The 14223-nt window shown below is 33.2% G+C and carries 12 protein-coding genes and 1 pseudogene; 2 read left to right on the plus strand and 11 right to left on the minus strand.

Annotated features, from left to right (window positions below; genetic code table 11):
* Positions 1-3 precede the first annotated feature (3 nt).
* On the minus strand, positions 4-429 hold the full coding sequence (locus tag MHH59_RS14740) for a WapI family immunity protein (RefSeq protein WP_063225788.1): 426 nt from the start codon (positions 427-429) through the stop codon (positions 4-6).
* A 118-nt stretch (positions 430-547) separates the two neighbouring features.
* Complete coding sequence (locus MHH59_RS14745; RefSeq protein WP_002013396.1) at positions 548-1093, minus strand: TetR/AcrR family transcriptional regulator; 546 nt, start codon at positions 1091-1093, stop codon at positions 548-550.
* A 173-nt stretch (positions 1094-1266) separates the two neighbouring features.
* On the opposite strand from MHH59_RS14745, the gene MHH59_RS14750 reads away from it, so the two are divergent.
* Positions 1267-2715 carry a DHA2 family efflux MFS transporter permease subunit gene (locus tag MHH59_RS14750; RefSeq protein ID WP_103458785.1) on the plus strand — a complete coding sequence of 483 codons (1449 nt, stop codon included), beginning with the start codon at positions 1267-1269 and terminating at the stop codon, positions 2713-2715.
* Between the two features lie 47 nt (positions 2716-2762).
* Here the strand turns inward: MHH59_RS14750 and MHH59_RS14755 are convergent, their stop codons facing one another.
* From MHH59_RS14755 to MHH59_RS14790, 8 genes are all read right to left on the minus strand, one after another.
* Complete coding sequence (locus tag MHH59_RS14755; protein ID WP_002127854.1) at positions 2763-4736, minus strand: LTA synthase family protein; 1974 nt, start codon at positions 4734-4736, stop codon at positions 2763-2765.
* A 411-nt stretch (positions 4737-5147) separates the two neighbouring features.
* Positions 5148-5285 carry a hypothetical protein gene (locus tag MHH59_RS14760; RefSeq protein WP_233152506.1) on the minus strand — a complete coding sequence of 46 codons (138 nt, stop codon included), beginning with the start codon at positions 5283-5285 and terminating at the stop codon, positions 5148-5150.
* Positions 5286-5340: 55 nt separating this feature from the next.
* The gene (locus MHH59_RS14765; protein ID WP_002127856.1) at positions 5341-5526 is read right to left on the minus strand and encodes a hypothetical protein; all 186 of its coding nucleotides are present in this window, start codon (positions 5524-5526) and stop codon (positions 5341-5343) included.
* Between the two features lie 160 nt (positions 5527-5686).
* On the minus strand, positions 5687-7312 hold the full coding sequence (locus tag MHH59_RS14770) for an ABC-F family ATP-binding cassette domain-containing protein (RefSeq protein ID WP_002032778.1): 1626 nt from the start codon (positions 7310-7312) through the stop codon (positions 5687-5689).
* 312 nt (positions 7313-7624) lie between these two features.
* Positions 7625-10741 carry an MMPL family transporter gene (locus MHH59_RS14775; RefSeq protein WP_340851615.1) on the minus strand — a complete coding sequence of 1039 codons (3117 nt, stop codon included), beginning with the start codon at positions 10739-10741 and terminating at the stop codon, positions 7625-7627.
* A 252-nt stretch (positions 10742-10993) separates the two neighbouring features.
* Positions 10994-11560, minus strand: a complete 567-nt coding sequence (locus MHH59_RS14780) for a TetR/AcrR family transcriptional regulator (protein WP_002185597.1) — start codon at positions 11558-11560, stop codon at positions 10994-10996.
* Between the two features lie 126 nt (positions 11561-11686).
* Entirely contained in the window at positions 11687-12142 is a 456-nt protein-coding gene (locus MHH59_RS14785; RefSeq protein WP_002127860.1) for an NUDIX domain-containing protein, read from the minus strand.
* A 110-nt stretch (positions 12143-12252) separates the two neighbouring features.
* Entirely contained in the window at positions 12253-13416 is a 1164-nt protein-coding gene (locus tag MHH59_RS14790; RefSeq protein WP_050001094.1) for a GNAT family N-acetyltransferase, read from the minus strand.
* A gap of 127 nt (positions 13417-13543) precedes the next feature.
* Between MHH59_RS14790 and MHH59_RS30845 the strand changes: the two are divergent.
* Positions 13544-13661: pseudogene (locus MHH59_RS30845) on the plus strand (IS1595 family transposase); the annotation flags it as partial.
* Positions 13662-13706: 45 nt separating this feature from the next.
* Here MHH59_RS30845 and MHH59_RS14795 read toward each other — a convergent pair.
* Complete coding sequence (locus tag MHH59_RS14795; RefSeq protein WP_033734078.1) at positions 13707-14213, minus strand: SpoIIAA family protein; 507 nt, start codon at positions 14211-14213, stop codon at positions 13707-13709.
* Positions 14214-14223: the final 10 nt, after the last annotated feature.

Genomic DNA, 14223 nt, shown 5'->3' on the forward strand with positions numbered 1-14223 from the left:
TTTTTATCGTTTTGGGAATTTCCTTTGTTGCTCTTCAATAGAACGAATAATATTCTCCCTATCCTCTTGAGTTATACCGATAGAAAATTCGTATTCTTCTTCCTTACACCATGTGGGGTTAAGTTCCAGCGATAAGCGAATAACAATGTTAAACTCCCCTGCTTTTCCCCCCATAAATTCAAACGCTAAATTTGGTTCTATGAAATCTAGTTCGTTATATTTAGGGTTTGGTAAAGATTCAAACCATTTTATCATGTACTGTAAATCGTATGTTTGTAAAAAAGGATCCATCGTTTCAAAAACTTTATTTTCTTCTGATAGTTTCGCTTTTACTCTTAACCAATTTCTATCACACTCGTCTTTTGCATCTGCATATTGGTAATTTACAACCTCTAAATGTAATGATATTTTTTCATTTTTAAAATTCATGCATATCCCCCTTCTATCTCTGGATCTTTTGTTTTATAAATTTTTATTAATCCCGATACTTTAAATTATACTAGGTTATTTTAATCTTTTTTTAATACGGATAAATTGTTTGCATTTATTACCCTTTATACATAAAATAAATTTGATTTGCAATATAATCTGAACTAAAGTGAAGTCCATTCCTTATCCACCACATGATGATACCTACTAATGAAGCTGTTTTAATATCAACCGCAACATAATCATCAGGCAGATCCTTTTTCGTATTCTCTCTTCTCGTTTCTATTAACTCTTTTAAAAATAAAAATAGTTGCTCCTCAAATTGATTCATTTTAAATAATATAAATAAATAATTTCGATGGATATATAAATAATCAAGTAATTGTGTTAGCTTTTGTTTTTCTGATAAATCTTTTGCATGTATTAAATCAGCTATTTTATTTGAAAGTTCATTTGAAATCTCATTCGTGATTTGGTCTAGTAAATCTTGAATATCTTGATAATGTAAGTAAAAGGTTGTTCGGTTTAATCCTGCTTTTGTTGCGACTTTCTGAACCGTTAAACTTGAAATACTAGGATTCTCACATAGGAGAGAAAAAACAGCATTTTTAAACATTTCTCTTGAACGTACTGTACGAGGATCTTCTTTTTTAGGTGTAGACATTTTGAAACTCCTTTATAGATTTTCTCTTTACTTACTCGACAGTGCATACCTTCTATGTCGAGTAGTGAACATTTTCAACAAAACTGTTCATGGTCAAAGAAAATTTATTTTGTTACCATTAATTTTATCGACACAATGTCGATAAATCAAGACAACAATGAAGGAGTTTACCAATGCAAAAGGAAATATCAGAAAGAAATAAAAAAATTATATTAATTGTGCTCATTTCCGGTTGTTTTTTATCAACATTAAATCAGACGCTATTAAATGTAGCGATGAGTAATTTAATGGAAGTATTTGATGTTACAGCTGCAACCGTGCAATGGCTATCAACAGGCTTTATGCTCATAAATGGCGTTCTAGTGCCAATTACTGCATTTTTAATGAAACGATTTACAACAAGGCAGCTGTTTATTAGCTCGATGCTCTCTTTGTTTATCGGGACTGTTCTTTGTGCATGCGCCATGAATTTTGGCATTTTGTTAACAGGAAGAATGATTCAAGCAATTGGAGCAGGAATTATTATGCCACTAATGATGACAGTTATTTTATATTTATACCCTAGTGAAAAGCGTGGCAGTATTATGGGAACCATCGGTTTCGCCATAATTTTTGCGCCAGCCATCGCTCCAACATTATCTGGCTTTATTATTGAATATGTATCATGGAGATGGTTATTTATTGGATTCGCTCCATTTGTATTAATCGTTATTATTCTCGCGCTAAAATATTTAATGAATGTTGCTGAGACAACAAAAGCAAAATTAGATATCGTAAGTGTCATTTTATCAACGATTGGCTTTGGTTGTATTATATTCGGATTTAGTAGTGCAGGAAGTAAAGGATGGGATCATCCAATTGTTATTACTACAATTATCATCGGAATAATTGTTACAACTCTATTTTGTTTACGTCAAATAAAGTCTAGCGATCCACTATTAAATTTATCCGTATTTAAGTATAAAATTTTCACTCTTACATCAGTCATTAACGTACTCATTACGATGATTATGTATGCTGATTTAATTCTTTTACCGATTTACTTGCAAAACGGACGAGGTTTTACTGCTTTTGAATCAGGTTTACTTCTATTACCTGGAGCTGTAATTAATGCATTCTTATCACCTATCACGGGTAAAATGTTTGATAAATATGGGGCAAAACCACTCTTTATTATAGGTTTAATATGTATCGTTATATCGATGTGGGGTGTAATTGATTTGACCGAATCCACCACTTATATGTATTTAATGGTTCGTACCATTATTCTACGCATTGGACTAAGTTTCATTTCGATGCCTTTAAATACAGCAGGTTTAAACGCTTTACCAAGAGAACTGGGTTCACATGGTTCCGCAGTGAATAATACCGTACGTCAATTAGCAGGTGCTATAGGAACAGCAGTCATTATTACTGTGTATACAATTCAATCCACTTCACATACTTCACAGTTATCTAGTGAGAACGGAAGCATATCAGCTATGCAAGTAACGAAATTAGCTTCTATCTTCAGCTCAAGTGATGCGTACGTATTTATGTTAGTCTTATCCTTTGTAGCTTTGATTATTGCATGTTTTATGCCTAAAAAAGTAGCACTCCAAAAATCCGAAAGTAAATCTTAAAACAAAAAATCCTACTCGTTTTCTATACGAGTAGGATTTTTTATTATTTATTTCGTTTCCCCGTCTTCAGTCGTCTTCACCTTCGTTTTATCTTTATCACGATTGTTATAGTTATATTTAGAAGGTTCTACCGGTGTAAATCCTTCTGGTGTGTAGAATCGTAATAAGTCACCGTTAACAACTTGGTCGGAGTATTTTAGTGATTTTTGAACCATTTGCTCATTTTGTTTTATTTCATCTGTAAATTCTACAGGTTTCCCAGTCGCTGTATCATAGTATTTGCCGTTAAGTGCAGTAACTGTTGGGCTTACGTAGTTACCGTTACGGAACGGAACGACTTGTTTATGCTCTGGTGATAATAAATCTGATCCGAATTGGACATAATTTTTCGTATCTGTACCTAGTAAGTGTAATAACGTTGGAAGAACGTCAATTTCTCCGCCGTATTGATGTTGTACGCCGCCTTCCATTCCTGGTACGCGAATGATTAATGGTACACGTTGTAATTGAGCATTTTCAAATGCGTTCATTTCTTTACCCATTATTTGAGACATTGCTGCACTATGATTATCTGAAATACCGTAATGATCACCGTACATAACGATAATTGAGTTATCGTATAAACCAGATTGTTTCAAGTAATCAATGAATCCTTTTACAGATTCATCTAAATAGCGTGCTGTTTGGAAGTACGTATCTACTGATGAATCACCTGTTTTAGCTGGTTCAATCGTTGCTTCCGCTTTATCAATCGGATAAGGGAAATGGTTCGATAACGTAATGAACTTCGTATAGAACGGTTGTTTCAACGTTTGTAATAACGGAATTGATTCATTAAAGAACGGTTTATCTTTTAAGCCATAGTTTACTACATCTTTTTCATTCATATCGTAGTATGACGCATCAAAGAATTTATTAAAACCAAATGATTTATAAATTTCATCACGGTTCCAGAACGTTTTGTAGTTACCGTGGAACACTGCTGATGTGTATCCTTGTTGACCTAAAATAGCTGGTGCTGATTGATACGTGTTATGAGCTTTATTTGTAAAAACAGATCCTTGTGGTAATCCAAACATTGAGTTCTCTAACATGAACTCCGCATCAGATGTTTTACCCTGTCCTGTTTGATGGAAGAAGTTATCAAAGTATAACGTATTCGCATCTTTTGTAAATGAGTTTAAGAATGGTGTAACCTCTTGACCATTTAGTTTATAGTTTAGTAAAAAGTTTTGGAATGACTCTAAATGAATATAAATTACGTTCATTCCTTTTCCTTTACCGAAATACTCAGGATTTGGACTTGCATAAGTTGATGTAAGATAGTTTCTAACTTCTGTCATATTATCTCCATCCGCTAATGCTCGTTCTGTTGATGCTTTCGCACTTTGAATACCATCATAAATCGTAAAGTTGTACGCCCCTAAATATTTCACGATATAATTGCGGTCAAATGTTCTAGTTAATAACTCAGGACGGTCAGATTCTGCCAGACCTAAGTTAACGCTAAATAATAAAATACCTGCTACAAATACTAGAGATAATTTATGCTTCGCAACACGGATTGGTTTAGGATTTACAAATTTCGTTGCGACTAAAACAATTAAAATGATTGTATCTAAGAAATATAGTGGATCATATAAGTGTAGCAATGCAAAAATACTACCACCTAAATCTCCAAAGTTATTCGATTGTGTTAATGTCGGGAACGTAATAAAGTCACTGAAAAAGCGATAATATACTACGTTTGCGTATAAAAGTATAGACATTAGCAAATTAATAATAATTAACCAAATGTAAGCTCGTTTCCCTTTTGCGAATAATGCGAGTCCTAAAAATAGAACTGCTGAGCTTAACGGGTTGAAAAACAGTAAGAACTTTTGTATTGTGTTCGATATCCCTAAATTAAATTCTGTCACATATGCAGCATATGTTTTTAACCAAAGTAAAATAACAGCAAATACGAAAAATCCAAAATGATTACTTAATACTCGTTTACTCTTCAATAAAAATTGTTGCATCTCTCCACCTCTTTTGATCATCCAAGGCTTATTTTATATAAGTCTGTCTCTCTATTCAATTTCTCTTCTTCAAATAGATTTTATTTGTTTAACTATATGAAGAATATTAGTAATTATAATTTGTAGCTTTTATTTATTCAACTATTTCTTTTTAAACATTTTGACCTTGGTTTCTATTTAACAAAATACATTTGTAACATTTCCTGTTTTCTCCCAAGGCTCATCCACTAATTATGACTCCACAAACTATAATCCTTTATTTCCTCATTTGCAAACTAACCTATCTCCAATTTTGGTACATTCATGTAAACTACCCAATTTCATAAAATAAAAAGTGTAGTTTGGGCAATTTGCTCAAACTACACTTTTTCGACTACCGTTTATCATCCTTTGTAGCTATTCCCTCTTCTTTTAACCAATTCTTTCAGTCCCATGAATATTATTCCAATCATGCTCAGAGCCAGCATGACACCCCTTTAAAGCTTTTTCAACATCATATTTTGTCCAATCTTCTTCATGAGCAACGATTATATTTTGTGAAAATATCATTTTAAATCCTTGTTGTTTCTCTTTTATTTCAACTGTGATTTTATCTAATAATTCACTAAACTGCGGCGTTTTTAATGTAAATACTAATTTTTTTAGGACGATTCATTTCGATATATTCCCCAATTGCTCGATAATCTTTTTCGCCACGATGATCAATAATTTCCCAACTCCCTCCTACTTCAGGAGTATTTCCCGTTACTTTATCCGTCCCTTCCAATGTAAAAAACCATTTCTTCATCATTTCAGGGTTTATCCACGCTTCAAAAATTTCTTACCATCGCTAATGTTATTTTTGAATAATTATCCATTTTAATCCTCCCCCCACTTTATATTAAAACGAATATTTGTTTACTTAAAAAACCCCCGCTCTCATAATAGAAAGCGAGGGTTTTAATCAATTATTATTGACCTTTGTACATTGCATCAACTTGTTTTTGAAGTTCTTGACTTTCTAAGAACTCATCATACGTTGCTACCTTATCAACTACACCGTTTGGCGTTACTTCGATAATACGGTTTGCAATTGTTTGTACGAACTGATGGTCATGAGAAGTGAATAGTAATGTTCCTTTAAATGTGATTAAACCGTTGTTTAATGCTGTAATAGACTCAAGGTCTAAATGGTTCGTCGGATCATCAAGTGTTAATACGTTTGCACCGCTTAACATCATTTTAGATAACATACAACGAACTTTTTCTCCTCCAGATAAAACAGAAACATTTTTCTTTACTTCTTCACCAGAGAATAGCATACGGCCTAAGAAACCACGTAAGAAACTTTCTGACTCATCTTGTGGAGAGAACTGACGTAACCAATCAATTAAAGTGTAATCACTGTTCTCGAAGTACTCAGAGTTATCTCTTGGGAAATGAGCTTGAGATGTTGTTACACCCCATTTGAATGAACCGCTATCTGGCTCCATTTCACCCATAAGAATTTTAAATAATGTTGTCATCGCAATATCGTTACGTCCGATAAATGCAACTTTATCACCTTTATTTAAAGTGAAGTTCACATTATCTAATATTTTTTCGCCATCAATCGTTTTCGAAATACCTTCAACTGTTAATAGGTCATTTCCTACTTCACGTTCTGGTGTGAAACCAACGAACGGATAACGACGTGATGATGGTCTAATATCATCTAATGTAATTTTATCTAACAATTTTTTACGAGAAGTTGCCTGTTTCGCTTTAGATGCATTTGAGCTAAAGCGTGCAATAAAGTTTTGTAACTCTTTTACTTTTTCTTCTTTTTTCTTGTTAGAATCTTGCGTTAGTTTTAATGCTAATTGGCTTGATTCGTACCAGAAGTCATAGTTACCAACGTATAATTGAATTTTACCGAAATCAAGGTCAGCCATGTGCGTACATACTTTATTTAAGAAGTGACGGTCATGGGATACAACGATAACTGTATTTTCAAAGTTCATTAAGAAGTTTTCTAACCATTGAATCGCTTTTAAGTCCAAATGGTTGGTAGGCTCATCTAGTAATAGAATGTCAGGTTGACCGAATAAAGCTTGAGCAAGTAATACTTTTACTTTCTCTGCCCCTGTTAATTCAGACATCTTTTTATCATGAATATCTTCACCAATACCTAACCCTTTTAGAAGGATTGCAGCTTCTGACTCAGCTTCCCAACCGTTTAGCTCAGCGAACTCACCTTCAAGTTCTGCAGCACGCATGCCATCTTCATCACTAAAGTCTTCTTTCATGTAAATTGCATTTTTCTCTTGCATTACTTTATAAAGACGTGTGTGACCCATCATTACTGTTTCTAGTGCAGGGAATTCTTCATATTCGAAGTGATTCTGTTTTAATACTGCTAGACGCTCACCTGGCGTAATATGTATGTCACCCGTTGATTGGTCAATTTCTCCAGATAAAATCTTTAGAAATGTTGATTTACCAGCACCGTTTGCTCCAATTAAACCGTAGCAATTACCTGGCGTGAATTTTATGTTAACATCTTCAAATAATTTGCGATCTGCGAAACGCAAACTAACGTTACTTACTGTAATCATTTGTGTCCTCCTACTAATACCGCTTATTTCAGCGTTTTCTCACCGATTGTCTTAAAAAATCGCATATTACGACTCAATTATTGTAGACTATAGCTATTATATAGTAGAAGCTGGATGAATAGCAACGGTTGATTAGCTTTCTACAACGAAATCGAATAGTTTTTATCCATTCCCCTAGCTATTTTTTGTATATCATCGACCTCTTTCTAATATCCCTATTCGCTTCTCATTCTGTAATACATTGAATCATTTTTTCATTTCATATTTTATATACAAAAAACCTGTAGAGAAAACATTCCCTACAGGTTTTTCTTATTTCGTATTCATTATTTTCTCTTTATAACTCTTCAATTTATTCGTCAATCCTATTAAAGCAGGTAACAATATCGGCATTACAATTAAAGCTAATAGTAAAAGAGCAACGCCAACAACGGATGCTACTTGTATAAGTGTCAATACTCCTGAAGGAATTAACGCTGCAAATGTCCCTCCTAAAATAAGTGCCGCTGATAATACGACTCCTCCTATGTGACGAGATGCATTTACAATTTTCGTTACTGAATCCCCTTCTAGCTCATTGTATCGCATCATAACGAAGATGCTATAATCCACTCCTAAAGCGACAATCATAATGAAGCTAAAGAATGGAACATTCCAGCTTAATGACCCTATGTTTAATACATGTGCACTAATTTGTTCACTTATACCAAGTGATGCAAAGTACGCTAAAATTAACGACCCAATAATAAAGATTGAGTTTAAGAATGAGCGTGTAATCACGATTAATACAAGCGAAATCCCTAATAACATAATCGTAGCAGTACGTAGAAAATCTTGCCCGGTTACTTCTTTTAAATCAACGTTTCTAGCTGTTGTCCCGCCAATTGCTTTTTTCGCATCATTTAGTTCTGTTCCCTTTAACGTACCATCTATCGTTTTATTAATTTCTTGAATGATAGGCATCGCTTCTTTTGAATACGGGTTTACGTCTAAAATAATTGTCATTTTAGCAATCTTTCTATTATGTGACATGTACGTATTCAATGCTTTTTGGAAATCTTCTCCTTCTAAAACTTCTTTCGGAATATAAAATTTCTCAGAGCTTTTCGACTCATTTAACTCTCCTAAATATTTTTGAGCGTCACCTAGACCGTTACTTACTTTTCCTAACCCCTCTGTACTTTTAGATAAACCTGATTGCAATTGCCCCATCTTTTCTTGTAAATCTTTCAGTCCAGTTAATAACTGTCCTTGCCCATCGTTTATTTTCATTAATCCAGATTGTAAGTCAGCCGATTTGTTCGAAATTTGTTTTGAACCTGTAGCTCCTTCGTTCAATCCATTTTTCAGTTCAGCAGCTCCTTTTTGTAGTTGCGTTACTCCATTGTTCATTTCCTTTAAACCATTATCTACTTTTAATAATGATTGATTTGCTTCTTTAAATGAACTCATCGCTGCTTTGTGCTGCGTCGCTAATTGATTTAATTCATTTGAAAGAACACTCAATTGCCTCTGAGCTTCTTTTGCAATTCCTAATGTTTGCTGCACATTAGGATCATTTGCTAATTCTGGTTTTGTTTGAATGAAATTGTTCATTAACGTTTCAATTTGTTCATATCCTTTTTTCGCACCATCAATCGCTTGAGAAATACTTCCGAAATATTGATCGTACGAACTTAAACCTTTTTCTAACTGAGCATAACCAGCATGAAGCTGCGAAGTTGCATTTGACAGGGCATTGATATTTCCGTTTAATGATGCTAGCCCATCCTCTATTTGCTTCGCTCCTTGTGCTCCATTGTTTATTCCATTCGATAATTGATTTAAAGCTGTCCCTAATGCTGATACGCCATTTTTCGCTTCATTTGTTCCATCAATTAACTTTTGAACATTTGCAAGACTATTTGAATCATTACTACCCATTTTATCTTTCGCATCAGTTAATCCTTCATTAATTTCTTTTATGCCACCATTTGCATCTCCTAAGCCTGTATTCAATTCTCCGGCTTGTTTATTTATATATAATTCTTTAATCTTATCTCCAGTTGGACGCGTCGGTGAATATACTTCTGAGACTCCTTTAACTTTCGAGATTTTATCAGTAAGTTCATCTAAAGTTTGTAAAGAATTCGCCTCATCTAACTTTTTATCCGATTGAATGACTAACGTACTTGGTGAAGAAAAACCAGGCGGAAAATGCTCTTCTATTACGTTAATCCCCATTTTTGATTCATATTTATTATCCACTTCAAATAAATCATTGTAATTAAGCGTGTTAGAATATTTTAATACGAATGGAATCGATATCACGAATACGATAATTAAAGCGATAAATGGTCTTGCTACTGAATTTTTCGCAAAGAATCCCCATAAACGACTATCCTCATGTCCTTTAAATGTTTTAACTGGATAAAACATTCCTTTTCCTAAAAGCACCATGAAAAATGGATTTAAAGTGGTTAATACGAGTAGTAGTACTGCGACACCAATTGCTACCGCTGAAGTAGATTGATATAATTTAAAACTTGCTAAAGCAAGAGATGCAAAGCCAATTAGTACTGCTATCCCGCTATATAAAACGGTTTTACCTGCCGATTTAAACGTTTCTTTCGTAGCTAAATATGCATTTTCTTGTTTACTTAATTCTTCTTTAAATCTTGTATATAATAAAATGTTATAGTCTGTTCCCACTCCAAACAGGACGACTACTACAAACACTTGCGTAAAGTTTGAAAACGGAAAATTAAATTGATCTACAAGATGGCCAATAATCCCCATTGAAATTAAATACGAAACACCAACTGTAAGAAGAGAAATAATCGGAACGACTGGTGAACGGAATACAATGATTAATACTACAAGAATGAAAATGATCGAAATAACTTCTGTCTTTTTCACGCCCTCTTGAGAGGATGTAAGAAAATCACCCGCTATTAAATCACTTCCTGTTAAGTACGTTGTAACTCCTTTCGTTTGTACTTTTTTATGAAGATTATTTACAATTTTTGATATTTTACCATGTTTTTTATCTACCGACATTTGCGTTAAAATAGTCGTATTATCTTTAGAAACTAATTGTTTCTCCAGTTCTTTATTATCTAAATGTGAAACGACTTCCTTAATTCCTAATTGCTCTTTTTCATTTTGCAGGGCATTGATCGTTTTCGTTATTTCCTCTTTTTGCTCATTTGTTAAAGCCTTCTTACTTCCACTATTAAAGACAGCTATAATTTCATACTTTTCAGCCCCTTCTTTATCCATCTCCTTTATCATCTTGTCAGCAATACTGCTTTGTTCTGTATTAGGAATCGTGATTTGCCCTTTTTCCTTCACTAACTGATCCATATTAGGCATCGTTACGACCATTGCAATAGTAATAACTATCCATAATAGAAAAGATAAACTTCTCCAACTTTTTAGCTTGCTCATTCGAATCATCTCCTGTTATTAGAGTTTCATGGTGCATAGAGAATGAATATTCATTCCCTGTTTTTGAAAATATTATTTCGGAATGAACGTTCATTCCTATTATCCTATTAAATTATTTTTCAATTCTATTAAATCACTCCCTGCGGAATGAATATTCATTCCTTTAATTGTACAGATATATCATCTCCTGTAATCATTTTTTATATTTATTTGGGAATGAATGTTCATTCCTGTCCTTATAAAGCTATAGAATCAAATGATTCTAATAGCATTCCAAGAGCTCTCTTCCAATTCTTTTACTAATTCTTTTGAGTATTCTAATTGCCCTGTCGCCATTACTTTTATTAATTTTTCAAGCGGTTGATATACAATAATAATTAAAGCAATTATAGGCAATGGACGAAGAAAACCTTTTTCGATTCCATCTTCAATAATATTCATAAAGAAGCCTATAAAATCGTCAAATATTTTCTTACTCTGTTCATCAAGAAAATAACTATCACAGTGCGAATTTGTAAAAAGAAAAGCATCCACATTGTTTCTCGCAAATTCAAATAAACGGTTATACGTATGACTAAACTGTTCTCGAATATTTGCTTCAACAGGAAAATCAGTTTTTATTGTTTCAGATAGCTGTATCATGCTTTTTGAAAATAATGAGTTAACGAGTGCCTCTTTATTTTCAAAATAGCGATAAATAGTACCAGCGCCGACATTTGCTTTTTCAGCGATCATCGGTATTGTCGTACCATCGTAACCACGCTCTGCGAAAAGTTTTATACCAGCATCAAAAATATCCTCTTGCTTATTTTTAGCCATTTTTCTCACCTCAATTTTCAGGAATGAAAATTCATTCCGTTTATAATTATAAATTACATGGATTAAAAGTCAAGTGTGTAAATACGCTATTGAAACATTTATCAAATAACACACTCAATTAAGATATTAATACATTTTTTGCGTTATCCCATCAAAAAATTTCTTTGTATCATCATGACTTAAAACCCTCAATACATCTTGTATCTTAAAAAATTGAACTTGACTTATTTCATTATCTTTTGGATGTAAATCTATTCTGTCACCTATATATTCTACATAAAACATAGTAGTTTCTTGCTCTTCATATCCAATTTTCATTTTGAGTTCTTCAGGAAAGCCAAAGCAAATTTTATCTTCAAATTGTTTTATAACTTTAAACTTTGTAGATCCAGTTTCTTCTTCCAGCTCTCTCAAAATAGCACTCTCTAAATCATTATCTGTATGTTTCACTCCACCTTTAGGAAAATCCCATTCCCCCTTTGACATAGCATATTCTCCATCTATGTCGCTAATTTTCACCTTATGTACCAATAAAAATTCACTGTGTTGGAATACGACCGCACCTACGGCTTGCCTAATCATTTTACTTTTCCTCCTAAAACAATGATTTCACTCTATTAAATAGAAAAGTACTATAATAAAAAGTTTATCATTATAGTACTTTGTTACTCATACATAGCACATGACATTAATTAAAAGAAATCATAAATAAACGGCTTACGCACCGGCACTACATTCTCAAATGCACGTATCTCCTCTTCACTACCGCTTATTAAGTCTATTTCATTTAATTCTAGCGGTCGCTTGTAACCAAACATAATAGTAGATAACGCATTAATATCGATTTGAATTCCATTTTCTTTTGCTGTTTCTTCTTTAACGATTGTTATTTCATTATTTTTAAGTTGAACCGTTACGTTATTCCACGGTGCAAATGAATCTGTAATATGTAAAATTACTTCTTGCTCTTCGTTGTTCCAGTTCCATTCATATTGTTTGAAAAACTGTTCTACATCTACAATTCTTCCCATGAAATATGGAGTTACTTCTGCTTTTACTCGTGGTTCTTGTAATGTGTAAAGAAGTGGTTCTGTCTCACTTAGTATCATTTCTAGATCTTTAATCATAGAATCATGTTGGCAGATGAAGTTCCAAAGACCAATTCTTGCTTCATTATGTAATGGGACAAATTCTTCTACTTTCATTTTAGAATTCTCTATTTTGTATAAAATGTAACCAGCCACCGTTTTATTTTCATCATAGTAAACTGCCAATATTAAATCATGATACACCGCTTGTAGCCACCATTTACGTCCGCGAACTAACATACCAGAAAATCGTTCTGCAAATGTTTCATATAGATTCTCTACTTCTTCTGGATGATTATCTTTACTAAAACGTTTCACTGTACCATTCACTTGTTTTTTAATTATTAAATCGCTCTTTGTCATCTGACATACGATTCGATTCGCACAAAGTTCCCAGCCGTATTTACGATAAAATGAAACTGCAAATGGATGTAACATCGATACACTATATCCATCTCTTTTCATAGTTTGTAGTGAATGCTGAAGTAACTCTTTTACATATCCACTTCTTCTATATTCCGGATACGTCGCTACCCCCGCAACGCCGCCCATTTTAAACTTTTCTTTTCCTATGTAAATATGAAAAGGAATTAAGTGCAACTTTGCAGCTAACTCTTCTCCTTCCATAATACCGTATATTTGATGGCTTTCCTTCATTCGTGTAATTTGCTGCTCTACTCGTTCTTCATTTGCTTTATATTGAAAAGCATATTCTGATAAACGTAATGCTTCTCTAAACTTATCTTCTTTTAATTGTATAACGTTCATATATTTCTCCTCCATTCCTCGTTTGAATTATACCACAATTCAAACTATTATAATTCGGTAAGTGAAATTACGAGGATGTTTCAACAAAAGATATCGATTTAGAAACAATCTAACATAAAGGCTCTTTTCAACTGCTTTCTATTGGCGGCATAAGAATATTAAACGCCTTGCGTTCTCTTGGGTTTGCGAAGCTAAGAGGTACCATTGAAAGTGATGAAACTTATGACAACGGCAACATTACGGGCATAAAAAAAACCAGTTGATTGAGAGAAACTGGTTCAATAAAGGTTTTATATTGGATATTCATTCAACCAAATTAATGCTTGTTCATAATCATCGAAAAATTTTACGGATTCTTTTGTATTGGATTGTTGTAAATAATTCATTATCTCCCCTTCTTCAAGGAGAAACGCAATTGCCTTACTGTGATTCAAAATGGTTTCATTGAAGAACTTATCTTTCCATGCTTTTTGAACAGAAAAATGATCTGGCGTGTATCCTTTTCTATCCACCAACAATTTGTATTTCCGACCCTCGGAAATGAATTGCTGACAAACCTGCTCGAAGCCATTAAACCATTCATAAACATCAGCTGTATTAATCTTGCCAATTAGATGGGTAACAATTAAATCCCCTGAAACTGTTGTGCTGATATTCTGTTTACTCAACTTGGAACCATCTCCCTTAGTTACAATTATGCGTAAAAATCTCATAAAATCAATAAGGATAAAATTCTTACGTAATAAAGCAACATTATTTAAGAAAAAAGCCAACATAAAAAAGCAGATACATTGCATATCTGCTTCT

This window comes from Bacillus sp. FSL E2-0195 (assembly GCF_038003645.1).
Taxonomy (GTDB): Bacteria; Bacillota; Bacilli; order Bacillales; family Bacillaceae_G; genus Bacillus_A; species Bacillus_A mycoides.

Coding starts and splice junctions, on each gene's coding strand:
- MHH59_RS14775 (WP_340851615.1), bottom strand. CDS start 10,741: ATGAGCAAGCTAAAAAGTTGGAGAAGTTTATCTTTTCTATTATGGATA.
- MHH59_RS14740 (WP_063225788.1), bottom strand. CDS start 429: ATGAATTTTAAAAATGAAAAAATATCATTACATTTAGAGGTTGTAAAT.
- MHH59_RS14755 (WP_002127854.1), bottom strand. CDS start 4,736: ATGCAACAATTTTTATTGAAGAGTAAACGAGTATTAAGTAATCATTTT.
- MHH59_RS14765 (WP_002127856.1), bottom strand. CDS start 5,526: ATGATGAAGAAATGGTTTTTTACATTGGAAGGGACGGATAAAGTAACG.
- MHH59_RS14745 (WP_002013396.1), bottom strand. CDS start 1,093: ATGTCTACACCTAAAAAAGAAGATCCTCGTACAGTACGTTCAAGAGAA.
- MHH59_RS14760 (WP_233152506.1), bottom strand. CDS start 5,285: ATGATATTTTCACAAAATATAATCGTTGCTCATGAAGAAGATTGGACA.
- MHH59_RS14795 (WP_033734078.1), bottom strand. CDS start 14,213: ATGCAATGTATCTGCTTTTTTATGTTGGCTTTTTTCTTAAATAATGTT.
- MHH59_RS14785 (WP_002127860.1), bottom strand. CDS start 12,142: ATGATTAGGCAAGCCGTAGGTGCGGTCGTATTCCAACACAGTGAATTT.
- MHH59_RS14780 (WP_002185597.1), bottom strand. CDS start 11,560: ATGGCTAAAAATAAGCAAGAGGATATTTTTGATGCTGGTATAAAACTT.
- MHH59_RS14770 (WP_002032778.1), bottom strand. CDS start 7,312: ATGATTACAGTAAGTAACGTTAGTTTGCGTTTCGCAGATCGCAAATTA.
- MHH59_RS14790 (WP_050001094.1), bottom strand. CDS start 13,416: ATGAACGTTATACAATTAAAAGAAGATAAGTTTAGAGAAGCATTACGT.
- MHH59_RS14750 (WP_103458785.1), top strand. CDS start 1,267: ATGCAAAAGGAAATATCAGAAAGAAATAAAAAAATTATATTAATTGTG.